26 protein-coding genes and 1 pseudogene are annotated in these 25,830 nt (G+C 58.3%); 17 read left to right on the top strand and 10 right to left on the bottom strand.

All coding sequences use genetic code 11. The features are described from left to right. Nucleotides 1-128 precede the first annotated feature (128 nt). The gene (locus IQ265_RS01085) at nucleotides 129-1,718 is read right to left on the bottom strand and encodes a glycoside hydrolase family 57 protein (protein ID WP_194050363.1); all 1,590 of its coding nucleotides are present in this window, start codon (nucleotides 1,716-1,718) and stop codon (nucleotides 129-131) included. Nucleotides 1,719-1,957: 239 nt separating this feature from the next. After that, entirely contained in the window at nucleotides 1,958-2,566 is a 609-nt protein-coding gene (locus IQ265_RS01080; protein WP_194050362.1) for a hypothetical protein, read from the bottom strand. A gap of 259 nt (nucleotides 2,567-2,825) precedes the next feature. On the opposite strand from IQ265_RS01080, the pseudogene IQ265_RS01075 reads away from it, so the two are divergent. The 4 genes and pseudogenes from IQ265_RS01075 to IQ265_RS01060 all read left to right on the top strand — a co-directional run bounded on the left by IQ265_RS01075 (nucleotide 2,826) and on the right by IQ265_RS01060 (nucleotide 6,655). Beyond that, a pseudogene (locus tag IQ265_RS01075) lies at nucleotides 2,826-3,572 on the top strand (tetratricopeptide repeat protein). Nucleotides 3,573-3,757: 185 nt separating this feature from the next. Next, nucleotides 3,758-4,651 (top strand): SMP-30/gluconolactonase/LRE family protein, encoded by an 894-nt coding sequence (locus IQ265_RS01070; protein WP_194050361.1) that lies wholly within the window; start codon nucleotides 3,758-3,760, stop codon nucleotides 4,649-4,651. Between the two features lie 414 nt (nucleotides 4,652-5,065). Further along, nucleotides 5,066-5,944: a DUF1206 domain-containing protein gene (locus IQ265_RS01065; protein ID WP_194050360.1), complete on the top strand. Its 879-nt coding sequence runs from the start codon at nucleotides 5,066-5,068 to the stop codon at nucleotides 5,942-5,944. Between the two features lie 396 nt (nucleotides 5,945-6,340). Next, nucleotides 6,341-6,655 carry a hypothetical protein gene (locus IQ265_RS01060; protein ID WP_194050359.1) on the top strand — a complete coding sequence of 105 codons (315 nt, stop codon included), beginning with the start codon at nucleotides 6,341-6,343 and terminating at the stop codon, nucleotides 6,653-6,655. A gap of 133 nt (nucleotides 6,656-6,788) precedes the next feature. On the opposite strand, the gene deoC is transcribed toward IQ265_RS01060, so the two are convergent. Beyond that, nucleotides 6,789-7,478, bottom strand: a complete 690-nt coding sequence (gene deoC, locus IQ265_RS01055) for a deoxyribose-phosphate aldolase (RefSeq protein ID WP_194050358.1) — start codon at nucleotides 7,476-7,478, stop codon at nucleotides 6,789-6,791. Nucleotides 7,479-7,505: 27 nt separating this feature from the next. Between deoC and IQ265_RS01050 the strand changes: the two genes are divergently transcribed. The 7 genes from IQ265_RS01050 (at nucleotide 7,506) to IQ265_RS01020 (ending at nucleotide 11,619) form a co-directional block, all read left to right on the top strand. Further along, nucleotides 7,506-7,658 (top strand): hypothetical protein, encoded by a 153-nt coding sequence (locus IQ265_RS01050; protein ID WP_194050357.1) that lies wholly within the window; start codon nucleotides 7,506-7,508, stop codon nucleotides 7,656-7,658. Nucleotides 7,659-8,226: 568 nt separating this feature from the next. Then, nucleotides 8,227-8,781, top strand: a complete 555-nt coding sequence (locus tag IQ265_RS01045; RefSeq protein ID WP_194050356.1) for a protoglobin domain-containing protein — start codon at nucleotides 8,227-8,229, stop codon at nucleotides 8,779-8,781. A gap of 81 nt (nucleotides 8,782-8,862) precedes the next feature. Then, nucleotides 8,863-9,234, top strand: coding sequence for a roadblock/LC7 domain-containing protein (locus IQ265_RS01040; protein WP_194050355.1), 372 nt, complete (start codon nucleotides 8,863-8,865; stop codon nucleotides 9,232-9,234). An 87-nt stretch (nucleotides 9,235-9,321) separates the two neighbouring features. Next, nucleotides 9,322-9,867, top strand: coding sequence for an ATP/GTP-binding protein (locus tag IQ265_RS01035; protein WP_194050354.1), 546 nt, complete (start codon nucleotides 9,322-9,324; stop codon nucleotides 9,865-9,867). Nucleotides 9,868-10,065: 198 nt separating this feature from the next. Continuing rightward, on the top strand, nucleotides 10,066-10,932 hold the full coding sequence (locus tag IQ265_RS01030; protein WP_194050353.1) for a DUF4388 domain-containing protein: 867 nt from the start codon (nucleotides 10,066-10,068) through the stop codon (nucleotides 10,930-10,932). Between the two features lie 2 nt (nucleotides 10,933-10,934). Next, a complete protein-coding gene (locus IQ265_RS01025; protein ID WP_194050352.1) occupies nucleotides 10,935-11,135 on the top strand; it encodes a hypothetical protein in 201 nt (66 codons plus the stop codon). 55 nt (nucleotides 11,136-11,190) lie between these two features. Beyond that, complete coding sequence (locus IQ265_RS01020; RefSeq protein ID WP_194050351.1) at nucleotides 11,191-11,619, top strand: hemerythrin family protein; 429 nt, start codon at nucleotides 11,191-11,193, stop codon at nucleotides 11,617-11,619. Nucleotides 11,620-11,691: 72 nt separating this feature from the next. Here the strand turns inward: IQ265_RS01020 and IQ265_RS01015 are convergent, their stop codons facing one another. The 3 genes from IQ265_RS01015 to menB all read right to left on the bottom strand — a co-directional run bounded on the left by IQ265_RS01015 (nucleotide 11,692) and on the right by menB (nucleotide 14,357). Next, entirely contained in the window at nucleotides 11,692-12,591 is a 900-nt protein-coding gene (locus IQ265_RS01015) for a mechanosensitive ion channel family protein (protein WP_194050350.1), read from the bottom strand. Between the two features lie 157 nt (nucleotides 12,592-12,748). Beyond that, entirely contained in the window at nucleotides 12,749-13,483 is a 735-nt protein-coding gene (locus IQ265_RS01010) for a DUF4336 domain-containing protein (protein ID WP_194050349.1), read from the bottom strand. A gap of 40 nt (nucleotides 13,484-13,523) precedes the next feature. Then, on the bottom strand, nucleotides 13,524-14,357 hold the full coding sequence (menB, locus tag IQ265_RS01005) for a 1,4-dihydroxy-2-naphthoyl-CoA synthase (RefSeq protein ID WP_194050348.1): 834 nt from the start codon (nucleotides 14,355-14,357) through the stop codon (nucleotides 13,524-13,526). Between the two features lie 211 nt (nucleotides 14,358-14,568). On the opposite strand from menB, the gene IQ265_RS01000 reads away from it, so the two are divergent. Both IQ265_RS01000 and IQ265_RS00995 read left to right on the top strand, forming a co-directional pair. Continuing rightward, the gene (locus IQ265_RS01000; protein WP_194050347.1) at nucleotides 14,569-14,766 is read left to right on the top strand and encodes a hypothetical protein; all 198 of its coding nucleotides are present in this window, start codon (nucleotides 14,569-14,571) and stop codon (nucleotides 14,764-14,766) included. Beyond that, nucleotides 14,753-15,013: a type II toxin-antitoxin system RelE/ParE family toxin gene (locus IQ265_RS00995; protein WP_194050346.1), complete on the top strand. Its 261-nt coding sequence runs from the start codon at nucleotides 14,753-14,755 to the stop codon at nucleotides 15,011-15,013. Before IQ265_RS01000 ends, IQ265_RS00995 begins: the two co-directional genes overlap by 14 nt. Before the next feature lie 47 nt (nucleotides 15,014-15,060). On the opposite strand, the gene egtD is transcribed toward IQ265_RS00995, so the two are convergent. Together egtD and egtB are read right to left on the bottom strand one after the other, a co-directional pair. Beyond that, nucleotides 15,061-16,038 carry an L-histidine N(alpha)-methyltransferase gene (gene egtD, locus IQ265_RS00990; protein WP_194050345.1) on the bottom strand — a complete coding sequence of 326 codons (978 nt, stop codon included), beginning with the start codon at nucleotides 16,036-16,038 and terminating at the stop codon, nucleotides 15,061-15,063. Between the two features lie 210 nt (nucleotides 16,039-16,248). Next, a complete protein-coding gene (gene egtB / locus IQ265_RS00985) occupies nucleotides 16,249-17,529 on the bottom strand; it encodes an ergothioneine biosynthesis protein EgtB (RefSeq protein WP_194050344.1) in 1,281 nt (426 codons plus the stop codon). Between the two features lie 404 nt (nucleotides 17,530-17,933). On the opposite strand from egtB, the gene IQ265_RS00980 reads away from it, so the two are divergent. From IQ265_RS00980 to IQ265_RS00970, 3 genes are all read left to right on the top strand, one after another. Further along, nucleotides 17,934-18,281 carry a DUF760 domain-containing protein gene (locus tag IQ265_RS00980; RefSeq protein ID WP_194050343.1) on the top strand — a complete coding sequence of 116 codons (348 nt, stop codon included), beginning with the start codon at nucleotides 17,934-17,936 and terminating at the stop codon, nucleotides 18,279-18,281. A 197-nt stretch (nucleotides 18,282-18,478) separates the two neighbouring features. Beyond that, nucleotides 18,479-19,573: an A/G-specific adenine glycosylase gene (gene mutY, locus IQ265_RS00975; protein ID WP_194050620.1), complete on the top strand. Its 1,095-nt coding sequence runs from the start codon at nucleotides 18,479-18,481 to the stop codon at nucleotides 19,571-19,573. Nucleotides 19,574-19,711: 138 nt separating this feature from the next. Continuing rightward, a complete protein-coding gene (locus IQ265_RS00970) occupies nucleotides 19,712-21,688 on the top strand; it encodes a DUF3352 domain-containing protein (protein ID WP_194050342.1) in 1,977 nt (658 codons plus the stop codon). 24 nt (nucleotides 21,689-21,712) lie between these two features. Here IQ265_RS00970 and IQ265_RS00965 read toward each other — a convergent pair whose 3' ends face one another. After that, on the bottom strand, nucleotides 21,713-22,753 hold the full coding sequence (locus IQ265_RS00965) for an HD domain-containing phosphohydrolase (RefSeq protein ID WP_347404892.1): 1,041 nt from the start codon (nucleotides 22,751-22,753) through the stop codon (nucleotides 21,713-21,715). Nucleotides 22,754-22,813: 60 nt separating this feature from the next. Further along, nucleotides 22,814-23,710 (bottom strand): MnmC family methyltransferase, encoded by an 897-nt coding sequence (locus IQ265_RS00960; RefSeq protein WP_194050341.1) that lies wholly within the window; start codon nucleotides 23,708-23,710, stop codon nucleotides 22,814-22,816. A 367-nt stretch (nucleotides 23,711-24,077) separates the two neighbouring features. Between IQ265_RS00960 and IQ265_RS00955 the strand changes: the two genes are divergently transcribed. Beyond that, on the top strand, nucleotides 24,078-25,802 hold the full coding sequence (locus IQ265_RS00955) for a diflavin flavoprotein (RefSeq protein ID WP_194050340.1): 1,725 nt from the start codon (nucleotides 24,078-24,080) through the stop codon (nucleotides 25,800-25,802). Nucleotides 25,803-25,830 lie beyond the last annotated feature (28 nt).

Here is a 25,830-nt window from a genome sequence, read left to right as displayed (position 1 = left end):
ATCGTGAGGGTCTTTTCCTTTTTCATAAGATTCCCTAAAAACCCTAAGAAAACCAAGCCTTTTAAGGCCATAGCCGCACTAAAGCAGACCCCCGAGTTTTTGAAAAACTCGGGGGTCTTGGCGAGAGCCTACAAGGGGCGATAGACGCGGTAGTTGATGTTGGGGAAGATGTTGTCTACTACCTCGATTTTTTCTAGCCAGCCAGAGTCGATTTTGCCGCGTAGGATGTCATCCCAGAGCTTCTGGAAGCGCATTAGGTGCGATCGCGTCCGCCGCACCGCATAGGGCACCATCGTCCCTGTTCGCATGATGAAGGCCCAGTCGGACGATTGTGCCAGCAGCAGTTCTCGCGCTGCCTGGTTGAGGGCGCGCCACTCTAGCTCATCGGCGGGTTCGCGGCGGGCCAGGTCGATCATGCGCTCGGCGGCCTTGTGCAGGTGGGGGTAGATCCAGGCGTTGGTTTCGTTCAGCCAGTACTCGTGGAAGCCTTTGTAGCCCCAGCTCGACTGGGAGGGGCGGCAGACCTGCTGGGTGGGGTGCCCCTGGAGGTAGTCGCTTAGGTGGGTCATTTCGTAGGTGTTTTGGTCAAACCAGCTCTTGCGGAACAGGTAGTCGAGGAACCAGGGGCCTTCATACCACCAGTGGCCAAACAGCTCGGCGTCGTAGGGCGAGACAATAATCGGCGGGCGCTGCATCAGGCCGTGGAGGTGGCCGATCTGTTGCTCGCGGTTGTACATAAAGTTGGCGGCGTGCTCGGCGGCTTTTTCTCGCGCCCAGTAGGGGTCGTAGAGCTGCTTGTCTGACAGGCCCAGGCCCTTGCCGGTGATTTTGTGGTACTTGATGCCCACATTCTTGCGCTGGCCGTTGGGCATGATGTAGGGCTTGATGTACTCGTACTCGGCATCCCAGCCCAGGTCGCGGTAAAACTCGCGGTACTCGGGGGCACCGGGGTAGCCAACCTGCGACGACCACACCTGCTGCGACGACTCGTGGTCGCGACCAAAGGCGGCCACACCGCTCTCGGTAAAGATGGGGGCATAGCTGCCGAAGCGGGGGCGAGGGCGGGCGTAGAGAATGCCGTGGCCATCGGTGAGGAAATAGCGCAGGCCAGCGTCGGCCACCATGCGCTCTAGGCCTTCGTAGTAAGCGCACTCGGGTAGCCAAATGCCCTTAGGGGCGCGGCCAAAGGTATCTGCATAGTGCTCGGCAGCTACCTGAATCTGCGCCCACACGGCCTCGGGGTACATTTTCATCAGCGGCAGGTAGCCGTGGGTGGCACCGCAGGTGATGATGTCAAGGTTGTTGCTGTCTTGGTACTGCTTAAAGGCGGTGACCAGGTCGCCGCTGTAGCTCTCCCACACGTTGCGCACGTGGTTGAACTCTTTGGCGTAGGTTTCGGCTAAATATTGCAGGTGGCCGTTGTGGACGTGGCGCTCGACCTCTAGCTCGGTGAGTTCTTCGAGCATAGCCAGGTGGGCATCGAAACGCTCTTGCAGCAGCGGATCGCGCAACATGGAGACCAGGGGCGGGGTCATGCTCATGGTGAGCTTGAAGTCGACGCCGTCGCGCTTGAGCCCCTCAAACATAGTGAGCAGGGGCACGTAGGTCTCGATGATCGCCTCGTAGAGCCATTCTTCCTCTAGGACGTAATCACTCTCGGGGTGACGCACGTAGGGCAAATGGGCATGGAGTACGAGCGCGAGATATCCAGTAGCCATAGGGTGCCGTTGAAGGAAGTGAACTGAGAGCCGAGCTGTCGGGAGGGTAACCGCCGTGACCAAATTCTAAGGCAAAAGGTAATCGCTAACGGCACTGTGGGCTGCATCCACCAGCCGGGGATGCTCAAGCCGTTTGCTGGGATTTGCGGTTTGCCAGATCGGCACTGGTATGCCATGAAGTGACGACCCCAGAAAGTTCATGGAGAACTCTCTGGGGAAAGGTTAATCGCGATCGCAGGCTACTGGGCTGCGCCCACCGCTCTAAGCTCAGGATCGGCCTCTACTTTGGCCGTGGCAGCTTCGCTGGCTTTGGTATCAGCCCCAGCAGGTTCACTGGCCGCGATCGCATCCGCTTCGGCCTCGATGAAGTCTGCTGCTTCGATTTCAACGGGTTCATCGGCAGCGATCGCCTCTGCCTTAGCCTCAGCAGGTTTAGCTTCATCCACTTCAGACTCTGCTGCAGCGACGGAAGTAGGGACTGAAGCGGGGGCCTGGGGCGCTACCACGCTAACCGGGGTAGTCTTGGCGGGTTTGGCCGTTGCCTTTGTCACGGTCGGGATGTCGCCGGTCAGCATGAGCTGACGAACGATGCCGCCATCTAGGTCGGTTAGCCCTTTGGCTTGGGAAATTTCGACAATTTTTTGGCCCAAAGCTGCGCCAGCTTGGGTAGCTTCTTCTAGCGTACTGTAGGGCTGTTGGGCGAGCCGCTGCACGGCCAGGGTGAGTTCCTTGTTGCCGCGCCGGGTGGAAGGCTGAATGCCACCTGCCACCAGCGCAGCTTTTGCCCCGCGCCGGAGAGCCTGTTGAACCTGGCGATTGCCTGGGGTGGATGTCTGCGTCGATGCCATAGCGTTGTCCTCAGTTACTGCGTTTTGGTGGGCCAGGAATGGCCCAAGGTCACGCTACAGCAGGGCTAGAGGTTTGCCTTGCTGTGTGGAATACATCGGGGAGGGGGATGGAGGGGTGGGCGGGTAGCCGGGTGGAGGGGTAGGGGGGTGGTAGAGGCGATAGAGTGTTAAGCCAAGGGGTTTTTGCTCACAATCAGGAATTCAACATTCAAAGTTCAAAAGGCAAGTAGCAGACGAGATTTATGGGAAAAGTCTTTGGTTGGGTACTTTGTACRGCNTTGRSCMTSSYSGGYTGSYRGMKRSAGSCSRCRGTGCCGNTNGNGNNYASMWKWYGMCKYWSWMKKTRGWSRCGKYRGWKAMCCTNMCYKACNSCWCSSYTYTYAGNTCRMTKCCNYMAACGGCCGCTCGCTACCGACAGGAGGGGCTGGCGTTTCGGCAGCAGGGCGACTTTGAGCGGGCGATCGCAACCCTAAAAATTGCCGCCGCCCTCAACCCCCGTAACCCCGAGGGCCAGGTGCTGCTGGGCTGGACTCAGCACCTGGCCGGGTACTCTGCCCCCGCCATCGACGCGCTGCAAGCCGCCCTCACCTACAACCCCGAGTACGTGCCCGCCCTCAACGCCCTGGGCATTGTTTACCTGGTAGATGGTCAGCTAAATGCGGCGGTGGATACCCACGTTCTGGCGGCCTCCCTCGAACCGGATAACGAAATCGCCCACTACAATCTCAGCCTGGCCTACCAGCGGCTGGGGCAAACCGAGCAGGCGATCGCCGAAGCCATTATCGCCACTGAGCTAGAGCCCAACAACCCTCACCCCTGGGTAGCGCTGGCGCTGGCCCACTGGTCGGCAAAAAACAATGCCGAAGCGATCGCCAACTACCGCCAGGCCCTGGCCCTCGACGGTCGCTACATCAGCCGAGACTATTTAGATCACCTGGGGCAGGCCGGTTTTAGCCCAGAGCAGATTGAAGCAACCGAGACCATTCGGCAGGCAACAGGGCTGTAGAGGTTTGAAGCATCAGGTTTAGAGGTGACGTACAGGCTGAAGTTTAAACCCTAGGCTCTGCGCCCTTGACATTCGCTTAATGCTGCCATGGTAGTGGTACTAAGGCTTGGCCTCTACCTTTAGATAGGCATGTCGCCGGTCACGCTGTGAGACCCTGCTGTTAACAATCCCGGTATTTTGAGACTATGCCCCCTGCAACTCTGCCTGAGCTATCGGCCCAAAACGTGCTCTACGCCCGCGCCCGGCTGGGCGAAGGACCGCTGTGGGACAGCGACCAGCAGGTGCTCTACTGGGTCGACATTCTCAACCACCGCGTCCACGTATTTGAGCCCAGCAGCGGCGATGACTGCCACTGGGACGTGGGCGATGTGGGCAGCGCCATAGCCCTGATGCGGGGCAACCGGCTGCTGGTGGCGATGGGCAACCGCATTGCCAGCCTTGATCTCAGCTCTGGTGCCGTAGAAACCCTGCACACCTTTGAATTTGATGCCCCCGGCACCCGCTTCAACGACGGCAAGTGCGACCCCCAGGGCCGCTTTTGGATCGGCTCGATGAGCCCCGAAAACCCTGGCCACGCCGCCCTCTACCGCTACGACCCCGACGGCTCGGTGCGCACAATGGAAACTAACCTGACGATTTCTAACGGGCTGGGCTGGAGCCCCGACGGCGGCACCTTTTATTTGACCGATTCGCCCCAGCGCAAGATTTTTGCCTATCGGTTTGATGGCGAAACGGGAGAGATCAGCGATTGCACCGTCGCCGTTGACCTGGGCGATGAGCCGGTAGAACCCGACGGTCTCACCATTGACAGCGAGGGCAATATTTGGACAGCCCTATGGGATGGCTGGTGCGTGGCCTGTTTTAGCCCCACAGGCGAGGCCCTAGGCCGGATCAAACTGCCGGTGCAGCGGCCTACCTGTCCTACCTTTGGCGGCCCCGACCTATCGACAATCTACGTCACTACGGCCTCGGTGGGGCTGAGCCAAAAAGAGATTCAGCAGGGGTTTTACTCAGGCGATGTGTTTGCGATCGCGGCCCCGGCACCAGGGCTACCACCCAATCCGTTTGGGCTTGGGTGAGTTTTGTAGACGCGCCACCCACCCCGCTTCACTGCTGAGAGGCCACAGAGCTTGTCAGCCAGCTCAGGCACCCCAGGTGAACGGCGAAATCTGAGGGGCAGGCGTTTGTCTGCACAGTCAGGGTTCCACCCTACTTACATGAATTAATTCGAACCGTTTTTAGACGGGAACGAACGGCTGTTTTCACTAAATACTTCTCACTATTTTACATAGCTAAAACCGGAGATTGTTGCCACTTCAAAAAGCTTCGCAAAAACTCCAAAGGTTCTGTTTTCGTGCGGTTTTTCGCCGTCATTTTATACCTGAGACAGACGCTCAACCCTATGGTGCTTTGCTAATCTACCTCTAGGTAGAGCGCAAACCGATGCGCCAGCTCAGTGAAACCCATTAAATTATTAGCGAGGCAAAATTCCCATGAAAGGGCGAAGTTCCTCTGCCAAAAATATTGGAAATCGAGCAGAACAAACTGCAAAGGATGTTGCCGAAAACCCCTGGATGGAGGGCCTAGCGCGAGCAGGATTTGCGGCTAAAGGGATTGTGTACGCTCTAGTTGGCATCCTGGCAGCCCAAGCGGCCCTTGGGTCGGGCGGTCAAACTACCGATACGCAAGGTGTCTTGCCGACTATCGTCGCCCAGCCCTTTGGTAAGGTGTTGCTTAGCCTGGTGGCGATTGGCTTGTTGGGCTATGCCCTGTGGCGATTTGTGGAGGCGATCGCCGACCCCGAGCACAAGGGGCACGACATCAAGGGACTTCTCCAGCGCTGTAGCTACGCCGGCAACGGACTGATCTACGCCGGTTTAGCCCTGACTGCAGCGCAAATTGCCCTGGGCTCTGGCAGCGCTAGCGATAGCGATGCAGCCTCTCGCGATTGGACCGCGCGACTGCTGGCTCAGCCCTTTGGCCAGTGGCTAGTTGGCACCATTGGTGCCCTCTTTATTGGGCTAGGCGTTTACCAATTTTACAGAGCTTATAAAGCGACCTTCAAGCGGCAGCTCAAGCTCCGCGAAATGAGCAGCACCGAAGAGAAGTGGATCACGCGCACTGGCCGCTTTGGGTTTGCGGCTCGGGGTGTTGTCTTTGCCATCATTGGCTTTTTCTTTATTCAAGCGGCGCGGCAGTCTAACCCTGACCAGGCACTGGGCTTGGGGGGTGCCCTCGGCTCGCTGCAGCAGCAGCCCTACGGCGCATGGGTGCTAGGCGTTGTTGCCCTGGGGCTGCTGGCCTACGGCATTTATTTCGTTGTGCAGGCGCGGTACCGCTACATTGGGGCCAGAGCCAACGCCCAGCGCTAAACGCCCAGGGGGTGACGGTCTGAATCCTAATTCTTCGCGCCGCTAGCGCGACATTTCCACAAAAACAACAGCCGTAGCCGTTCCCATCGACGCCGTGCCCTGAGTAAAGTCGATAGGAACGGCTATTATTTGGGGCAAATCCTAGTTGTCTATCTCCGATTGGTTGAGGGCAAACGGTTGTTTGCCCCTATGGGATAGCCATTTTGAGCTATGTCTTTGAACTTGAACTTGATGTAACCCACCGCCGCCAGTCCCAACCGTAGCGCCTGGGACTGTGCCATTGATGCCCCTTGCGACCCATTCACTTCAGAGAACGAATATAGCCTGCGACATAGGCAATGCCCTGGTAGCCAGCCTTACCATGACAACCACAGTCCACAACTTTGGTTAAAACCTATGTCGTCCTCCGCAAACCGCGAGCTAACTCAACCTACCCTCGTCGATCGCACCTTCCGCGATCGCGAGGGCAACATTGTCATTGGTCAAATGCCCAACCTGCCAATTCTGGTGGCGGTGGGGGCAACCATTTTGCAGGCCGTTCTCCCCAGCGGCAATTTGCAGGTGGTAACCGCGCTGGTTGCCTTTGGCACCTGGTATACCTGGGCCTGGCAAGAACTGTTTGCCGGAGTCAACTACTTCCGGCGATCGCTGGGGTTGCTGACCCTGGTAGGTCTTATTACCCTCACCCTCAATTTGATCAGTCGTTACTAGGAGCTGTCATTCAAGTAGCTGCTAAACGCCCAAAATCAAGGTTTACAGCCCCTAGCCCATTCTTGGGGTCGGGCGTGGCAAGGCTTGCGATATCGGGCTTTTGGCCGCAATTGATGACACACCCTAGGAGGCTCTACGACCCGGCTGGCTCCTGCTGTTGCTGACGCACCAGCTCAACGCCCCGCGAGGTGCCCAGCCGGGTAGCTCCTGCCTGCACCAGCGCCACCGCCTGGGCGGCTGTACCAATGCCGCCCGAGGCTTTGATGCCCACCCGCCCCTGGGTAATCTCCCAAAGCTGGCGCACCACCTCGACGGTAGCTCCTCCCTGCCAGCCGGTGCTGGTTTTGAGAAAGGCCGCCCCCGCGTCCATACAGACTTCGGCAGCCAAGATGATTTCTGACGGGCTGAGCACGGCGGTTTCGAGAATCGCTTTGACTAGCAGCCCGGTCTCTTCACAGATGGTGGCAATCTCTCGGTGGATTGCCTCGGTTTTGCCTTCCTTGAGCCAGCCCAAATTGATCACCACGTCCAATTCGTCAGCTCCCCGCTCGGCGGCCTCCTGGGCTTCGTAAAGCTTGGTAGCCGAGGTGGTCGCCCCGGTGGGAAAACCAATCACCGTACAGACTTTAACCCTGCTGTTGTGCAGCAGATCGACTGCCTGAGCCACGTGGCAGGGCGCAATGCACACAGCCGCAAACCCGTAGCGATCGCCCTCAGCACACCACTGGGCCACTTGTTCTGCTGTCGCCACTGGATTCAGCAACGAGTGATCAATTAAAGGAGCCAGATCAATGCCATCTTCGGTTGCAGGTAGTCGGGCCATGTCTTACTGCCTCTAGGTGCCAAGATTATGTTGCCAGAAATTCAGGCCCGCTTCGGCGGTGCATTGGCAAGTTTGGAGCGCCTGGCAGCGCAGTTTTGCTCATTCACCGCACTGCACCAAAGCTGTAGCTCGCTAGCTCACTATGGCACCCAGCGGCTCACCATACCGAAAGTTACTTAGCTCACCCTGCGGTTGCCCTGCCAAGTTGAAGAAATGTATCGCAAGGATGCGTAGATCCACGAGGATTTTAGCCGAGCCGTTCAGCTACTTGCTTTAAACAACTTAAAGAAGCCCGTTATTGGCCTCATTCTGGCGAGTGAATGCGACTTAACCAAGCCTTAATTTAGAGCGCTTAAGCCTGAGAAAAAGCCACGCTTATTCATAAACATATTCCTGTCTTACTGCGATCCCGAAATAAACAATTGAAGGGTTGCTAAAGTGCGATCGCTCTAATGTAACTTTAGCATTCGTCAGCCCGACATTAGCACGGTTAATATTGTTTAACTAGTTTACATTACTTCACCTCAACAAGAGTGCTTTGGGTAGTTTCTTAAGAAATAAGCTGCTCCCTGTTTTAATGCACAACCGCCAAACCTGTCATCAAACGATAAAGACTACCATTTTTGACCGTAATAGCAGCAAAAACTGCTATTGCCGAAACTTTAGGTGTTACTTCGATGTTGACCCCTAGGGCTCAAAAGCTAAAACAAGGATGTTGATTCGAAATCGTTTTTGCAGGATTAGTTAAATGAGTCTTGAGCCAACCGAATTCATGTCGAAGATGGTGTCGCGTACTGGCCTCAGCGCAGACGATCAGAAAACACTTCAGACAAACGCCAATTGGGGTTTAGAAATCGCGCCTGAAATGGCCAACTATTTCTATGACTACATGGGCCGCGATGCCGAAATGAGCGCCATTCTAAATGAGTCTGAAGGCCGTATTCACAGACTGCGCGAAACCTTTGTGGCCTGGTTTCACGAAATGTTTACCGGCATGGATAACTGGGGCACTGACTACGCCGATCGGCGCTGGCGAATTGGCCTCATCCACGTTCGCATTGGTATTGGCCCTCAGCACGTCGTACCGGCGATGGCTGTAGTCGTCCATGAGGCCGGCAAGCGCGCCCAGGTCGACGGCAAAGACCAGCAGCTGTGCGATGCCCTTAGCAAAATTTGCATGGTTGACCTGGCTTTTATCGAGCAGGCCTACATCGAAGTATCGTCAGCGGCGGTACTGAAAGAAACAGGCTGGTCTGAAGGTCTCTTTAGACGGCTTGTAGCAACTGGCGCAGCAACGATGTAGCGGTCGCCAACTCAACTTTTAACTGACTGAATGTCCCTGTCTTTTTTCCTCAAACTTTTTCCTTAACCCGAGAGACTCACCATGGCGATTAGCACAGAAAAACTAACCCACATTCTTCAGAGCTTTGTTACGTCTACCACCGATATTCAAGGGGCTGCGGTAGTCACCCCCGACGGTCTGCCCCTGGCCGCCAGCCTGCCCGGCAGTATGGATGAAGAACGGGTTTCAGCCATGTCGGCGGCTATGCTTTCGCTGGGCGATCGCATTGGTAGCGAACTGGCTCGCGGCGGCATCGATCGCATCTACGTAGAAGGCGATAAAGGCTATGGCATTCTGACCAGCTGCGGCGAAGATGCCGTGTTTCTGGTTCTGGCCGACAAGGCAGCAAAACAGGGCCTGCTGCTGCTCGAAATTAAGCGCACCCTGAGCGAGCTTAAAGCCGTTTTGATGTAGCCCTTTGCCGGTAGCGGAGTGGGTTGCCCCCCCCGGTTTAGCAGTTTGCTCCGCCCTCTCTTTATTCCTTCGTTGCCGCCTCCAGCCATGGAAATTATGCGTTTAGTGGTCACTGGCCCCGTGGGGGCCGGTAAATCGACCTTCATTCGGTCAGTGAGCGAGATTGAGGTGGTCGACACCGATCGCCGCGCCACCGACGAGGCCCTGCTGATCAAAAAGCGCACCACCGTAGCCTTTGACTTTGGCCGCCTGCAGTTTGGCCCCGATATGGCCCTGCACCTCTACGGCACCCCCGGCCAGTCGCGCTTCGACTTCATGTGGGACATTCTGATTCAAAAGGCCCACGCCTACATTTTGCTGGTGGCAGCCCATCGGCCCCACGAGTTTCGCGAGGCCCGCCGGATCATGATGTTCATGCAGCAGCGATCGCCCGTGCCTATGATCATCGGCCTCACCCACACCGACTGCCCCAACGCCTGGGATGCCGCCAACATTGCCCTGGCTCTGGGCTACCCCAACCCCAACCGCCGTCCGCCGCTGGTGACGGTCAACGCCAACGAAACGGCGTCAGTAGCCCAGGCGGTAATTGCCCTAGTGCAGCACACCTGGTCGGGCAGTCTGGCCACCACCTAGCCACCCGTTGCCCAACCGCCCGCTGAAAATCTCGCCATTTTGTGCGGGATTTACGGAGGCAGTGTTGAAGCTACCGAGACCACGCGCGTAGCCACCCACGTCCAGTCCGACGCAGCGTTGGCAGAGCCTGGCCTTTGGTCAATCGCCCCCCTCCCATCGTCCATTCCCTCTCTCTGCTTACCGAAAAGGAACAGCACCATGACTGTTACCGGATACCTAGCCGATTTCTCCCTGCCCGAACTGTTTCAGCTGCTGGAACAGGGCAACAAAACTGGGTTACTCACCATCTGCACCCTGACCGACACCCTTACGGCTGAACGCTTTAACCACCATATCTGGTTTAGCCAAGGGCAAATTGTCGCCGCTGGCAATGCCCTCGACCAGCGGGGGCTCATGCGGCTGATTGCCCAGCGCGGCTGGATGGGCGACAACGCCGTCTCCCGCTTGGCCCAGACCTGCCAGATCAACACTCCCCTAGGGCTGTGCCTCAAAAACCAGGGGGTGCTGACCGCTGAACAGCTCAAACTGCTGTTTTATACCCAGGTCATGCGCCAGGTGTGCGCCCTGTTTGCCCTGCCCGACGGCTGGTTTCAGTTTGACCCCAAAGCACCCACCCCACGGGCCGAAATGACCGGGCTAATTGCCACGGCCACCGATGTTACCCTGGCGGGGCTGCGGGCGCTCAAAGACTGGAACGCCCTGGCGGAGAAACTACCGGATCCTTCTTCGGCCTTAGTCAGCACCGTCGAGGGGAAGCCCAGCCTGCGCCTCAACCCCAACGAGTGGCAGGTGTGGGAGTTTACCAACGGCACCATGGCGCTGGCCGACGTGGCCAAACAGCTCAACCTGCCCGTGGCCAAGGCTCAGCAAATCGCCTTTCGCCTAATTGTCACGGGCCTGGCCGAAGAAATGCCGCTGATGGCCACACCACCAACTTCGTCAGCTAACCTGATCGACCCCGAAAGTCTCGAACTCGGTGTTGCCAGCACAACTAGCAGTGGAGCCGCTCCGGTAAGCAACTCGTTTTTGCAAAATCTAGTCGGTTTTCTCAAAGGCAAGGTGTAGCCATGACCCACGGCACATTGCGACTACTGCAAGGCTTTTTGGGCCTGCTTAAGCTGGCCGATCTGGTCACCAGCCTGCCCGGCCTCGCCCTCACGCTGTGGCTCTGGCTCTACCTCACCCTACCCTACGACACCGCCCTAACCCTCTGGCTCATCGCCCTGGTGCCCTTCGTAGCCTACACCAGCACCGAAACCCAAAACTGATCCCTCCCACCCATCTATCCTCCTAACCATCCACCCCCCGACTTCCCCACTTCCCATGAACTCCACCACCCTTCAAACCTTCACCTGGGATGACTCCCTCAGCACAGGCGTACCGATGATCGACGCCCACCACAAAGAGCTAATTGCCGCTGTGAATGACTTGGGATTGGCGATCGCTCACCACAAAGGCGCTACCGCCATCAAAAAGCTGTTTGCCTTTCTCAAGTTCTACGCCGAGTGGCACTTCGAGCACGAAGAAGCCTGCGCCGCCAAGCACCAGTGCCCGATCGCCGAGGTCAACCAGCAGGCCCACGCCCAGTTTATTGAAACCTTTGGCAACCTGCACGAGCAGTACAAAGCCAGCGACGCCAGCGAGGCCGTAGCCCTAGAGATCTACCAAAAACTGGTGGCCTGGCTAACCAGCCACATTCTCAAAATCGACACCCACATCGGCCGCTGCATTCGCAGTTCAGCATCTGTGTAGAGGCAAACGCCGTTTGGTACCAACCCAAGGGCTAATTAGCAAAATTCAGCCCCATACCCACAGTCGATTTTCCTATCTAGAAGCATCCTTAGAGCCAGCGCCGTTGGTCAGACGCTCGCTCTCGCTGAACTGGGTTTGATCAAACATATGCAATGTGCGAATCGGGTAGGGAATGGAAATACCCGCCTCGTCGCAGGCCGCCTTTAGCGCCATCGACACCTGAGACTTAACCCGTCGCACCTCGGCAATCTGCGGCGTTGTCCAGTAGCGCACCTTAAAATCAATCGAGCTTTCGCCAAAACCCACCACGTCTACTTCCGGCGCTGGGTCGCTCAGCACGCCATCGGCGCGGCCAATAACCTCCAAAAAGGTCTGCTTGGCCAGCGGTAGGGGCGTAGTGTAATCGACCCCGATATCCAAGTCGGTGCGACGGCTGCGATAGGCTGTCAGCACCCGCACCGGGTTGGTAAACACCATCGCATTGGGAATTTCCACCATTTCTCCGGTGTAGGTGCGCAGCTGGGTTGAGCGAATTTTAATCGACTCTACCGTACCTTCGTAGTCGCACATCATCACCTGATCACCCAGGCGAAAGGGTTCTTCCACCAGCAGCAAAATGCCCGCCAAAAAGTTTTTAAAGATGTCTTGAAAGGCAAAACCAATCGCCACCGAGCCAAGCCCCAGCAGCCCAATGATGTCGCCCAAGCGTAGGTCAGGAAACGCCACCACCGCCGCAATAATGAAGCCCAAAGCCCATGTGCCGATGCGAGTCACCTGCACCGCCAGCAGTTGCAGCGATCGGCTGGGCAGCAGGCGCTGGGTCATTTTGCGTACCACCCGCTGGGCTACCTTAGCGGCATAGCCGGTCAGCAGCACTATCACCAAACCTATCAGCAACCCCGGCAAGAGCTGAATAAACTGCCCCACCAAATCAAGCAGGCTGGTCTGAACGCGCTCAAGCAGGGGATTCATGGTGTTAGATCAAATCTGTTACAACAAACCTCTCGCAGGGTAGCACCGACCAGCGCGATCGGCATCAGACCCAGAGGGCTTGACCATTGTTAGGGAAATAGCCTTGGTTAAACAAGGCAGGGTAATATCCCACACCCAACGAAGCATGCCCCGTGGACTACAGTGAGCATCCCAAAAACGTTTCATACCCGCGCTTGAACTGACTTTTGCCGTCGCCCTCTACAATGCTGCCGTGGGCCACAATCACTCGCTCAAAATCCCAGCGCAAGACCTGCTCAACCGAGGCCTTGACCTTGGCTTTCTCTGTCGTTGCCACACGCTCTAGCAGCGATGGGCTCAGGCTTTTGTAGCCGCCACCAATTTTAGTCACCAGCTGCGTCAGCCACGGAAAGCTTTCGTCGAAGCAAAAGGCCGTATCCGTCAAAATCAGCGTGCGGCTAGCGATATGCAAGAATACCCATTCCTCAAGCGGATCAGGGCCGCTAGGGGCAAGGGTTTTAAAGCCGTCGAAGAACAGGTACTCCAGGCCAGGCCAGGGGGGTTCTGGGCTGTCGGCGTTGGCGAAGCCTTGCCTGTGGCAAATCGCCCGATCGATCGCTAACTCTGGCTTTTTTGCCCTTAGCCCCGCCGTCGCCCAAAACGTCGCCGCCGGGTACACCGCTTTGAACTCAGCCGCGAACAGATAGTGATACAGGTTGGGAGCAATGATGTGCGCAACCGTCCCCAGCTCATTCAGCTCGCTCACCAACCCATCACTCACCTGAATTGGCGAAATCACCACCAGCTCATTGCCCGCCAGTCGCACTACCGTCATGCGGGTGCCAATGCCCAGGCCAAAGTAGCGAAAAGGCTGCTCGACCACCCAAAGATCTCGATCAACTGCTTTAAGCATCATTCCACCTCACCCATCTACCCATCCACCCATCCACTCCCTACGGCAGCCAGGGATATTGCCGAAAATCGGGCTCCCGCTTCTCCAAAAACGCCTGTTTGCCCTCGGCTCCTTCTTCGGTCATGTAGTAGAGCAGAGTAGCGTTGCCCGCCAGTTCTTGCAGCCCCGCCTGGCCGTCGCAGTCGGCGTTAAAGGCGGCCTTGAGACAGCGAATGGCGATCGGGCTTTTTTGCAGAATTTCCTGGGCCCACTGCACCCCCTCGGCTTCCAGCTGCTCCACGGGCACCACGCAGTTCACCAGGCCCATATCGAGCGCCTCCTGGGCGCTGTACTGGCGGCACAGGTACCAAATTTCGCGGGCTTTCTTTTGGCCGACAATGCGAGCCAGGTAGCTGGCCCCAAAGCCGCCGTCAAAGCTGCCCACCTTGGGGCCAGTTTGGCCAAAAATGGCGTTGTCAGCAGCAATGGTGAGGTCACACACCACATGCAGCACGTGGCCACCCCCGATCGCGTAGCCCGCCACCAGCGCAATCACTACCTTAGGCATCGAGCGAATCAGCCGCTGCAAGTCGAGCACGTTGAGCCGGGGCACGCCGCCCTCATCCACGTAGCCGCCGTGGCCGCGCACGCTCTGGTCGCCGCCCGAGCAAAAGGCGTACTTGCCGTCGGTGTGGGGGCCTGCCCCGGTCAGCAGCACCACGCCGATACGGCTGTCCTCGCGGGCGTTGGAGAAGGCTTCGTACAGCTCAACAATGGTTTTGGGGCGAAAGGCGTTGCGCTTGTGGGGCCGATTGATGGTGATTTTGGCGATGCCATCGGCCTTTTGGTAAATGATGTCTTCGTAGGGCTTTACGTCTTGCCAGTCAACCTGCATGGGGAGATCGTCCAGTTAACACAGGCTTCTAGCGTCTCACACTGGGGAAACCTCAAACCATATTCACCGCATCCGAGACGATCCTAGAGTTTGCTGCCCACCCATAGACTAAGCACCGACCCTATCAGCCATGGCATGATTAGAGGAGTGGTTCAAGTTGTGCCATCGCTCTACAAATTTGCCAATTTCCCTTCTCGCGCGAGGTGATTTCATGGACGGTGTGCAGTTTTTGATCAATGAAAAAGGAGAGAAAACCGCCGTCCTGCTAGATCTTGAGCAATGGGGAGATCTTTGGGAAGACTTTTACGATATTCTTGTCACGCGATCGCGGGCAGAGGAAGAAACCGTTAGTTGGAGCGATCTCACAGCTGAGCTCGAACAGGAAGCTTCACCCGATGGCACCGTATGAGGTTCAGTTTAGAGCCTCAGCTGCCAAGGAGTTTCGTAAGCTCACCTTAGACATTAGAGGCCGCCTTCAAAAAGCTATTGATGGGCTCAAAACTGAACCTCGACCTGCTGCCACGAAGAAATTGGCAGGCGAAGCCAGCCTTTACCGCATCCGCGTGGGCGACTACCGTGTCATCTATGAAATTGATGACACCAATCAACTCATCGTTGTCACTCGGGTTAGACACCGTCGCGATGTTTATCAGTAAACCAACTTCGGCATGAAGTCAGACCCTCGTTGCGTTTCCTAACTCTCCTACATCTGCTTTAGATGGTGAAGGCTAAAGAGCTGATGCTTATCGGTCCAAACCTGAACAGGCTGAAATCCGGCCTCCATTGCCAGCAGCTGAAACTCATTGACGGTGTATTTGTAGGAGTGCTCGGTGCGCAGGGTTTCGCCCGCTTTGAACGAAATCTCTGCATCGCCCAGACGAACGGTTTGATCACAGAGGCTTGCGATCGCCATCTCAATTCGCCCGGCTTTCTCGTTGTAGTGGGCTCGATACTCAAACTGGGTCAGGTCAAAGTTGGCCCCTAGTTCGCGGTTGATGCGTGTCAGCACGTTGAGGGCAAAGGCAGCAGAAACTCCTTGGGCATCGTCGTAGGCCGGTTCTAGAATGGCGGCGGATTTCTTCAGGTCTACCCCAACAATTAGATCGCCCAGCACTGCTACAGTTTTGAGAAAAGCGATTACCTCTGCCGGTTCCAGGTTGCCAATTGAGGAGCCGGGGAAAAAGCCGATGGTGGGGCGATCGCGCAGTTCAGGGATCGTGGCAAGGGGCAACGGTTGGGTGTAGTCGGCGCAGACGGCGATCGCATCCAATCCCTCAAAATCAGCCATTAGCGCCGCACAGGCCTCCTGCAGGTGCTGGCGCGAAATGTCGACCCCCACGTAGGTTTGCACCTGGGGGGCCGCATGCAGCAAAATGCGAATTTTCTGGCTGCTGCCGCTGCCCAGTTCCACCAGGGCGCGGCGATCGAGAGCCACAGCAATTTCTTTGGCATGGGCGTGCAGAATCGCCATCTCGGTGCGGGTCAGGTAATACTCCGGCAGCTCACAGATGGCATCGAATAGCTCAGATCCTCGCTTGTCGTAGAGAAATTTAGGAGAAATCGTCTTTTGGCTCTGGCTCAGCCCCCGCAGCACCGCGCTACGAAAATCTTCTACCGGCGGGTGAAAGTCGTACAGCTTAACGGCGGGCTGCTGGGTCTGAAAGCGGGGGCTAGCAGTCATAGGAAATTCCTTGAGTTCGATAGTCGTAGAATTCGGCAGCCGATAGCGGCAGGCGTGAAGAGCGGCAGGTTTAAGGAGCATGGCGCAGCAAGCCAAGTGCTTCCCCAGCCCGTCATTAAAAGGGACTCGCCAAGGGGCAGAACAGCCGAGCCCCCGACTGACTCCCTCTCCCAGGGAAAGAGGGCCAGAGACAGCGCAACGAGGTCTGGGTCACCGCGCTAGCCGAATGCCGCTAAACTGCCAGCGAGCGCTGGGCGGGAAAAAGTTGCGATAGCTGGGGCGAATGTGCCCAGGCGGCGTTACGCAGGAGCCGCCTCGCAGCACCATTTGGTTGCACATAAATTTGCCGTTGTATTCTCCCACCGCGCCAGGGGCGGGGCGAAAGCCGGGGTAGGGTAGGTAGGCGCTCTGGGTCCATTCCCAAACATCACCGTAGAGCTGCTGAAGCTTGGGCGTGCCATCGGCGGGTTGGGGGTGCAGGTGGTCGGCGGCGAGGAGGTTACCCCCGCTAGAGGCATAGGCGGCGGCTACTTCCCACTCGGCCTCGGTGGGAAGACGGCAGCCGCGCCAGGTGGCAAAAGCATCGGCCTCGAAGTAGCTGAGATGGCACACGGGCTCCATCAAGTTCACTGGCTGTAAGCCGCCTAGAGTAAAAATCCACCACTGGCCGTCGCGCTGCTCCCAGTAGAGAGGGGCCTGCCAGCCTTCGCTCTGCACCATGGCCCAGCCCTCGGCGAGCCAGTGGGCGGCGGTTTGGTAGCCCTGGTCAGCCATAAACTCCAGGTATTCACCGTTGGTAATCAGGCGGTTGGCCAAGGCAAAATCTTGCAGGTAAACCAGGTGAGCAGGGCCTTCGTTATCAAAGGCAAAGCCCTGGGCTTGGTGGCCAATGGTGTGCAGCCCGCCAGCAAAGTCTACAAACTCCAGCGGTGTGGGGCAGGCGCATTCGACCACGGCGACATCCTGGCGGTAGGCGGGGCGCAGGGGGTTTATGGCCAGGTTGTACTTGAGGTCGGTGAGCAGCAGTTCCTGGTGCTGCTGCTCGTGGTGCAGACCCAGGTTGACCAGTTCCCCAACGGCAGGATGATAACTGAGCTGCTGCAAAAGCGTTGCCATTGCCCCATCGACGTGGGCCCGGTACTGGTAGACCTCGGCCACTGTAGGCCGCGACAGCAACCCGCGATCGGGGCGAGGATGGCGATCGCCCACTGCCTCATAGTAGGAATTAAACAAATACCCAAAGCCCGGATGAAACTCCAGGTAGCCCGGCAGATAAGGGCGCAGCAGAAAGGTCTCAAAGAACCAGGAAGTGTGGGCCAAATGCCACTTGGGGGGGCTAACATCGGCCATTGCCTGCACCCCGTAGTCTTCAGTTTCGAGGGGCTGACAGAGCGTCTCACTGAGGCTGCGCACAGCCCGGTACTGAGTAATCAGGTCGTGGTTAGCTAAATTGGCCGCTGAGGACGGGGCAACGGGGGAAGAAAGCGTCATTTATTGGAGCTTTTGAGGACATTGCTGGCAATTGTGGCAGACATAGACCCATCGCTAGATGATGATTGCCTTAAATTGCCTAAGACCTTTCTGAGAAAGTTCTTCGCCCTAGCTTGACCCCTCCCTTGGGCACTGACATCTATCCACAGAACAGCATTTCAGCTGAGATGATGGGGGCAAAACCTCTCCACAGCTAGTACGGTTCTACCTACCCAGCCACAAAAGGGAGCCTGTTACCTTAGTTACATAGGTTTCAGGAATGGCTGCACTCCCCTATGTAGAAGCAAACAGCGATGTAGACAACAAATAGTAGCCTTCTACATCTGATAGGGAATACTAACCACATCCAGCTCAATCTGATAAACCCAGGCCGCACTTACTGCCAGCCAAGCGAGGTATCCACCGTGAGCAATTCTTCCAACAAAGCCCAAGACCTTTTTAACGGCTTTAAAAACGCTGATCAGGTCAACTCTCTCATGCAGTACGTTCACAGCATGAGTCCAGAGACTGTCTCTCAACTCTCTAGCCCAGCCTCTACCGAGGTGCAGCAGATGATGGAGCACAACATCATTGGGCTGCTGGGCGGGCTGCCCTCTCAGCACTTTGACGTTGAAATTACCACCAACCGCGAAAGCCTGGGCCGCCTGCTAGCCTCTGCTATGATGAGCGGGTATTTTCTGCGCGGTGCCGAGCAGCGGATGGCCTTCGAGCACTCGCTGCTGTCGGCAGAGTCATCCTTTGAGGCTGAGTGAGCGATCGTCCAAGACTAACCCAGGGGGAAGCCTCTCCCCCCGTTTCCTCCTCAGGCCGTCGCCGTGATACCGCACGCGATGCTGAAGGATTCTACACAACGAGCACAACGAGTAAAGCGAGGGTTCTCAACCAGCCCCGACTTTCCCCCAATCCGGCCCAGGCGCATTTGCCCTGGCCGGATTTTCCTGTGGGGGCGCTGCGAGGGGCACTGCTGGCCTGGTATGGCGACTGGGGCCGCACCCTGCCCTGGCGCAATATCGACAACCCCTACGCCATTTGGGTGTCGGAGATGATGCTGCAGCAGACCCAGGTCAAAACGGTGCTGCCCTACTACCAGCGCTGGCTAGAGCAGTTCCCAACGGTGGAGACCCTGGCGGCCGCCGACCAGCAAACGGTGCTCAAAGCCTGGGAAGGACTGGGCTACTACGCCCGCGCCCGCAACCTGCACCGGGCGGCCCAGCAAATTGTGGCCGACCACAACAGCGAAATTCCAAGGGATTTTGACACCATTACCGCCCTGCCCGGCATTGGCAAAACCACCGCCGGGGGCATTCTTAGCTCGGCCTTTAACCTGCCCCACGCCATTCTTGACGGCAACGTGAAGCGGGTGCTGGCCCGGCTGGTGGCGCTGCCGGTGCCCCCAGCCCGTGCCCTCAACGACCTGTGGCGGCTGTCTGAGTACGTGCTCGACCCCGATCGCCCCCGCGACTTTAACCAGGCGCTAATGGATTTGGGGGCGACGCTCTGTACGCGGCGCAACCCGGCATGCGATCGCTGCCCCTGGCAGGCCCACTGCCAGGCCTATAATCGCAATATTCAATCGGAGTTGCCCATGTCAGAACCCAAAGGGCCCCTGCCCCACAAGCAAATCGGCGTCGCCGTGATCTGGAACGACCAGCAGCAAATTTTGATCGATCGCCGCAAGCAAACCGGTCTACTGGGCGGCCTGTGGGAGTTTCCCGGTGGCAAAATCGAGCCGGGCGAAACGATTGAGGACTGTATTGCCCGAGAAATTCAAGAAGAGCTGGGGATTGAAATTGCGGTGGGCGATCGCCTCTGCACCGTCACCCACGCCTACTCGCACTTCAAAGTCACCCTCAATGTGCACCACTGCACCCATCTGAGCGGCGAGCCGCAGCCGATCGAGTGCGACGAGGTGCGCTGGGTGAGCCTGGATGCGATCGAGGAATACCCCTTCCCCAAGGCCAACATCCACATCATTGACGCTCTGCGAGCCCACGTGGCGGGCCAAGCGCCCGTAGATGTGGTCGAAGTCGCGCCTGCAACGTAAATAAACCGCCATATTTTACAGACATCGCTCCTGCTCTCGGTTTTGATAGAAAGGACTGTTTGGAGCGCTGCGGCTATGGGTACTGGCAACCGGAGACTGGGGTGGAACGAGTGGGCTGGCTGGTCGAGGATTCTTCCTGTGAGCCGAAGGTTAACCTTGGGTTTAATTGGCTCAACTCTGGCCGTGAGCACCATACCACCACTGGCTACCCACGCCGCCGCAACCGAAAGCTGGCGGCACTTGCCCCACAACACCGCCCTGGTGCTGCTGCTCGACACCACCCCTGACACCTGGGGGCAACTCAGCCAGTACCAACTCTTTAAGCTGCTGGCTGAAGAACAGGGACTGACCCCGACCCTGCCGGGGCTGCCCTACCTGCCCTACGGAATTGACTTTGCCAGCGAGGTGGCCCCCTGGATAGGCGATACGGCTGCGGTGGCGCTGCTGCCAGTGCCGCCTGGGGAGACTGCGACCATTGCCGATGCCTCGATTATGGTGGCCCCGATCGCTAACACTGAGGCCTTTGCCGCCTTTCGCGACACTTTTTTTGAGCTGCAGGGGAATGCCCCTGAGATCACCGCCGCTTTGGGCACCGAAATTTATTTTTGGCCCGGCCCCGAGGTTGACGACTGGTCTGAGCCAGCCAGTCCTGAAACCTGTGCTTCTACTGAAACTGAAGCCGACCTCTGCGATGGGGAATCTGACAACTGGGAGTCAGAGTTGGATCTAGAAGCCCTCGATAACCCCACCCCTGATACCGGAGAGGCCGAATTTTCGCCCCTTAAGGCTCACCCCGAGCCAGCACAAATTCTGCGCTTTAACCAGGCCGTGGGGCTCCCCCTTACCGTCAAACCCTTCCACGAGGAGGAGGAGTTTGAGGTCGAGGTGCCGGTGCCCCTGCCTGAGTTTGGGCCTAGCGGTCTGGCCGTAGCCTTTTTGCCCGACGCCCTGATTACAGCAGAAAACCCCGCCGCCATTGAGCAATACCTGCGCCTGCGCCAGAGCGAAGCCCAAAACTCCCTCGCCGATAGCCGAGAATTTCAGCGCACCCTGAGCAATCGGCAGCGCACCCAGGCGCTCTTTGCCGTCTACGGCAACGCTCTGGAGCTGCTAAACTACGACCTCTCGGAGACGGCACTACCCGCCGCCGAGCTGCCGCTGCCGCTCCCTCCGGCCAGCCTGGATGACGATACGCTGCAAACCCTGCGATCGCTCAATTTCGGCGGCACCCTGGAGGCGCTGGTGTACCCTGCGGCGACCGGCACGCAGTTTCGGGGCCGCTATTACTACGATGCGGTGCCCTTTACCTTTGGCCTCACCCCCGCAGTGGCCAACGCCAACAGTCCCCTGGAACTGCTGCCCGCCTCGACCTTTGTAGTCATGAGCGGTCGCAATATCACGGGCTTTTGGCGCACTGTGACCAGTATTTTAGATCGGGCCAGCGACTTTACTCGCGACGGGTTAGCCACGGTGCGCGCTGGGTTCACCCTCTTCACCGGGCTCGATCTCGACGACGATGTCTTCGGCTGGATGGACGGGGAATATGCGATCGCCGCTTTTCCCACCCAGGGCGGCCCCCTGCGGTACGTCGGGCTGGGGCTGCTGCTGCAAACCAGCGATCGCCCCACCGCCGAGCGCACCCTCGCCGCAGTGGATGACCTGCTGCCCAGCGTTGGCCTGGCCGTCAATTCTAGAACCGTCAACCGGCAGCCCGCCACCAGTTGGGAGCTATTTTCTAGCTTGAATAGCGACTACCTGCCTAACCTCAGCGTGGGCAGCCACGGCTGGGTCACCGACGATACCCTGGCCATCACCTCCGGGGCAATACCGATGGCCAGCGTTTTGGCCCCCTCGCCCCACGATCCTTTGGCCGACTTTTTCTTGTTTGACCAGGCTACGGCGGCGTTTCCCACCCCCAACAACGGCTACTTTTATCTCAACGTGGGCGCTACCCTGGCCCTGGCCTACCAGGTGTTTGACCTCCACGGCGACCCCAGCTTTGATTTTGCCAAACCCTACCTCGGCAGCGTGCGCAGCCTCAGTGCCACCACCGCCCAAACCCCTAACTACATAGAGTTTCAGGGGCAGCTAGGTCTGGCCCCCAGCCGCGATTAAGCCGCCGCAATTTGGTCGTCAAGCCTACGCATACCGCTGCTTGACGGGCTGGGGCAGCTCAAGGGCGCTGGCGGCAACCTCCGCTGCAACGACTTCGGGCTGATAGCTGCGAATAAAGGCCTCAAACTGGGCCATCAAAGCCGGGTCGCGCCAGCCCCGCTCCACCTCCTGCCACATAATGCCCAGCGACTCTGCGAGGGAGAAAGCGGGCTTGTAGGGGCGATCGTGGGTGAGGGCATCAAAAATATCGATCAGCTGAAAGATCTGTGCCAGTCGGGGAATTGCCGCCCCAGCCAGCCCGTCGGGATAGCCGCTGCCGTTCCAGCGCTCATGGTGGTGGCGAATGATCGGCAGCACCCCCTGCATGGTGCGCAGCGGTTGACAGATGCTTTCGCCAATGGCGACGTGCTGCTCCATGACCCCCCGTTCGGCCTCGGTGAGGGGACCAGTTTTAAGCAGTACCGCGTCGGGAATACCCACTTTGCCGATGTCGTGCAGGTAGCCCGCCCAGGCCAGATCGCGAATGTGAGCCGGGGAGAGGCCCAGGTATTCGCCAAAGCTGCGGGCCAGAATGACCAGGCGATCGCAGTGGTCGCCGGTATTGGGGTCACGGCTCTCGATCGTACGGGCAATGGAGAACAACACCTTCTCGGCGTGGTCGAGGTCCTCGTTGAGCCGCTTTTGGTGAATCAATGACTTGACCCTGGCTGAAAGCTCCAGCTGGTCGAAGGGCTTGGTGAGAAAGTCGTCGCCACCTGCTTCAATGCCGCGCAGGCGGGCCTCGCGATCGCCCAGCGCGGTCACAAACACCACCGGAATCAGCCGTGTGTTTTCGTTTTCCTTGAGCTGACGGCACACCTCAAAGCCATCGAGGCCGGGCATCATCACATCCAGCAAAATTAGGTCGGGCTGGTGCTGAAAAATGCGGCTAAGGGCATTTTGGCCACAGTGGGCCTGCTCTACCTGGTAGCCCTCCACCGCCAGCAGCGCTACGGCGGCCATACGGCTGGGGGCGTGGTCGTCAACCACAAGCACACGGGGCGGCAAAGAAGTTTGGTAAAGCACAGCAACAACCTGAGGGTGGCAACAACCGGGCACAAGATGCACAAGGTGTAGATCTCTAGCCTATCGAGCAGGGGGGACTTTTTGGTGCAGGGGCAGCCACCGCTTGCGCCAGCGCGACGTTGGTACTAGGTCTGAAACAGCTTGTTCTTGCTGGCGGCGGTGATGAATGGCAGCGGCACTGTCCCTGAGAGTTAGATCGCGGTAGGGCACCGCCGCCCGAGTTAGCAAATGCTCCTGCTCTTGCTGCGACAGCGGGGCTAGCCCCACGGAACCTATTTGAGCAAGAGTACCCGGCCAGCGACGACCCGCAGCATTCACCGGGCCAACCGACAGCCCGGCGAGCCGAAACGCCGTTCGCACCGCCGCCGCACAGGAGTAGGTAACCAGTTTTCCCTTGGGGTGCAGGCAGGCCGCTAGCCGCTGGATAAATTCTACTGTCCACAGTTCGGGGCAGTGGGGCGGCGAAAAGGGGTCAAAGAAAATGACATCAGCCTGAAAGTTTAGCGTTTCTACGGCCTGAATGCGCTGCCGAGCATCACCCCAGAGCAGAGTGGCCTCAAGCCAGGGGCGCTGGGCCCGTCCGGTACTAGCCAGATCCTGCAGACAGGCTTGCACCGGGGCGGGCCAGCCGCTAATTAATCCGCTGTCTACCGCCTGACGAGGCACGCGGGGGTCTAGCTCCAGCGCCACCAGCCGCACTTGGCAGGCCGGGTTGACCCGCAGAATAGTGTCTAGGGCCGCCGCCGTGTTGTAGCCCAGGCCGTAACACACGTCCAGCAGAGCCAGGGTGGGTGCCTGGGCCAAACTGGCCAGGCCAGTAGCCTCGACGTAGGTGGCGTAGGCTTCGGTGTAGGCCCCCTGGCGGCTGTGAAACCACTCGCCAAAGTCCTCCGAAAACAACGTCATTGACCCATCGGCGGTGGGTTCTAAAACCAGGGCTCCGGTCGGAGTGGGCATAGGTCGTGGGCTCAGGTAGCGGTCTGAGGGCGTGTGATCAATTCTCGCTACAACCCTTGTTCCACCAGCAGTGCTACGCCCGACCCAAAAAACAGGCCAGAGGCTGAAACCGCCGATTTTTGAGCCACCAGCAGTTAGCAGTTAATTGTGACAGCCCCAAGGGCTGGAGGCTTGAGATTTGGCCTTACCATTGTCAATGGTTACCGATCGCAATTAAAGCGATAAGGGATTTTAACCCTCAGGCCTCGGGTTTAAAGCGAGAATAGGGATGTTAAGAAACGTTTTGGTTGCTAAACCTGGGGCCTAAGTCACACCTTCGGCACGCGGTTGGTTGGCAGCACCTAATTTTGTTTGCAGGAGGTTCTCCATGGTTGTAGCGACACCAGCGCAAAAGCGCCTCACCGTTCAGGTAGAAGCGGTAGCCGAAGACACCACCACCATTCGTTCCCTCGACTGGGATCGCGATCGCTTCGACATTGAGTTTGGCCTGCAAAACGGCACCACCTACAACTCCTTCATCATTCGCGGCGAAAAGGTGGCCCTAGTTGACACCTCCCACGCCAAGTTTCGCGAGCTGTATCTCAAGACGCTGACCGGCGAAATCGACCCCAAAACCATCGACTACCTGGTGATTAGCCACACCGAGCCCGACCACAGTGGTCTGGTGCGCGACGTGCTAGAACTGGCCCCCCAGGCGGTGGTGGTGGGCGCTAAGGTGGCGATCGCCTTTCTCGAAGACCTGGTGCACCGCCCCTTTGAGCGCATGGTCGTCAAAAACGGCGACACTCTTGAGCTGGGCAACGGCCACACCCTGGAGTTTATTAGCGCCCCCAACCTGCACTGGCCCGACACCATCTTTACCTACGACCACAAAACCGGCGTGCTGTTTACCTGCGACGCCTTTGGCCTGCACTTTTGCAGCGATGCCACCTACGACGAAAATTTAGAGCTAATTTCCCCCGATTTTCGCTTCTACTACGAGTGCCTGATGGCCCCCAACGCCCGATCGGTGCTGGGCGCGATGAAGCGCATGGATGCCCTGCCTCCTGTGAACATGGTGGCCACGGGCCACGGCCCCCTGCTGCGCTACAACGTGGCCGAGCTGACCGGGCGCTACCAGCGCTGGAGCCAGGAAAAAGCTAAGGCCGAAGACCTGGTAGCGGTGTTCTACGTGTCTGACTACGGGTACAGCGATCGCCTCTCCCAATCGATTGCTCGCGGCATTACCAAAACCGGCGTTGCGGTCGAGATGATGGACATGCGATCGGCCGACCCCCAGGAGGTGACCGAGCTGGTGGGTCGGGCCAAGGGCTTGGTGATCGGCATGCCCCCTGCCTCTGGGGTCGGCGCTAAAGAAACCCAGGCCACCCTGGGCACTATTCTGGCGGCGGTGCACGGCAAGCAAACCATCGGCCTGTTTGAGTCCTACGGCGGCGACGACGAGCCGGTAGACCCGCTGGCCAACAAGTTTCAAGATTTGGAGCTAATTCAGGCCTTTGCCCCCATTCGCATCAAAGACACCCCCACCGGAGGAATTTACCAGTCCTGCGAAGAGGCCGGTACTGACCTGGGCCAGGGGCTAGCCCAGGCCGTCAAGCTGAAGAAGCTCAAGTCCCTCGATGCTGACCTGGAAAAAGCCCTGGGCCGCATCAGCAGCGGGCTTTACATCATCACCGCCCAAAAGGGCGAGCTGTCTAGCGCTATGCTAGCCTCCTGGGTAGCCCAGGCCAGCTTTCAGCCCCTGGGCTTTACGGTGGCGGTGGCCAAAGACCGCGCCATTGAGTCGCTGATGCAGGTAGGCGACACCTTCGTGCTCAACGTGCTCGAAGAGGGCAAGCACCTGGGCTTGATGAAGCACTTTCTGAAACGGTTTGCCCCCGGTGCCGATCGCTTTGCTGGCGTGCGCACCCGCCCCGCCAACAACGGCTCGCCCCTGCTAGCCGACGCCCTGGCCTACCTGGAGTGCGAGGTCACCAGCCGCATGGAAGTCAGCGACCACTGGATCGTCTACTGCACCGTGCAGGACGGCAAGGTGTCTGACCCCGAGGGCCAAACCGCCGTCCACCACCGCAAAGTGGGCAACTATTACTAAGCCGAGATCGGTAGGGTCCGTCATCGTC

Source organism: Nodosilinea sp. LEGE 06152 (assembly GCF_015207525.1).
Taxonomy (GTDB): domain Bacteria; phylum Cyanobacteriota; class Cyanobacteriia; order Phormidesmidales; family Phormidesmidaceae; genus Nodosilinea.
Note: the sequence above shows the minus strand (reverse complement) of the source record. Positions and strands in the feature narration are given on the sequence as shown.

Bases quoted from the DNA above. Each gene is read 5' to 3' on its own strand.
- IQ265_RS01085 (WP_194050363.1), bottom strand. From the start codon at position 1,718: ATGGCTACTGGATATCTCGCGCTCGTACTCCATGCCCATTTGCCCTAC.
- IQ265_RS01080 (WP_194050362.1), bottom strand. From the start codon at position 2,566: ATGGCATCGACGCAGACATCCACCCCAGGCAATCGCCAGGTTCAACAG.
- IQ265_RS01070 (WP_194050361.1), top strand. From the start codon at position 3,758: ATGCCCCCTGCAACTCTGCCTGAGCTATCGGCCCAAAACGTGCTCTAC.
- IQ265_RS01065 (WP_194050360.1), top strand. From the start codon at position 5,066: ATGAAAGGGCGAAGTTCCTCTGCCAAAAATATTGGAAATCGAGCAGAA.
- IQ265_RS01060 (WP_194050359.1), top strand. From the start codon at position 6,341: ATGTCGTCCTCCGCAAACCGCGAGCTAACTCAACCTACCCTCGTCGAT.
- deoC (WP_194050358.1), bottom strand. From the start codon at position 7,478: ATGGCCCGACTACCTGCAACCGAAGATGGCATTGATCTGGCTCCTTTA.
- IQ265_RS01050 (WP_194050357.1), top strand. From the start codon at position 7,506: ATGTTGCCAGAAATTCAGGCCCGCTTCGGCGGTGCATTGGCAAGTTTG.
- IQ265_RS01045 (WP_194050356.1), top strand. From the start codon at position 8,227: ATGAGTCTTGAGCCAACCGAATTCATGTCGAAGATGGTGTCGCGTACT.
- IQ265_RS01040 (WP_194050355.1), top strand. From the start codon at position 8,863: ATGGCGATTAGCACAGAAAAACTAACCCACATTCTTCAGAGCTTTGTT.
- IQ265_RS01035 (WP_194050354.1), top strand. From the start codon at position 9,322: ATGGAAATTATGCGTTTAGTGGTCACTGGCCCCGTGGGGGCCGGTAAA.
- IQ265_RS01030 (WP_194050353.1), top strand. From the start codon at position 10,066: ATGACTGTTACCGGATACCTAGCCGATTTCTCCCTGCCCGAACTGTTT.
- IQ265_RS01025 (WP_194050352.1), top strand. From the start codon at position 10,935: ATGACCCACGGCACATTGCGACTACTGCAAGGCTTTTTGGGCCTGCTT.
- IQ265_RS01020 (WP_194050351.1), top strand. From the start codon at position 11,191: ATGAACTCCACCACCCTTCAAACCTTCACCTGGGATGACTCCCTCAGC.
- IQ265_RS01015 (WP_194050350.1), bottom strand. From the start codon at position 12,591: ATGAATCCCCTGCTTGAGCGCGTTCAGACCAGCCTGCTTGATTTGGTG.
- IQ265_RS01010 (WP_194050349.1), bottom strand. From the start codon at position 13,483: ATGCTTAAAGCAGTTGATCGAGATCTTTGGGTGGTCGAGCAGCCTTTT.
- menB (WP_194050348.1), bottom strand. From the start codon at position 14,357: ATGCAGGTTGACTGGCAAGACGTAAAGCCCTACGAAGACATCATTTAC.
- IQ265_RS01000 (WP_194050347.1), top strand. From the start codon at position 14,569: ATGGACGGTGTGCAGTTTTTGATCAATGAAAAAGGAGAGAAAACCGCC.
- IQ265_RS00995 (WP_194050346.1), top strand. From the start codon at position 14,753: ATGGCACCGTATGAGGTTCAGTTTAGAGCCTCAGCTGCCAAGGAGTTT.
- egtD (WP_194050345.1), bottom strand. From the start codon at position 16,038: ATGACTGCTAGCCCCCGCTTTCAGACCCAGCAGCCCGCCGTTAAGCTG.
- egtB (WP_194050344.1), bottom strand. From the start codon at position 17,529: ATGACGCTTTCTTCCCCCGTTGCCCCGTCCTCAGCGGCCAATTTAGCT.
- IQ265_RS00960 (WP_194050341.1), bottom strand. From the start codon at position 23,710: ATGCCCACTCCGACCGGAGCCCTGGTTTTAGAACCCACCGCCGATGGG.
- IQ265_RS00955 (WP_194050340.1), top strand. From the start codon at position 24,078: ATGGTTGTAGCGACACCAGCGCAAAAGCGCCTCACCGTTCAGGTAGAA.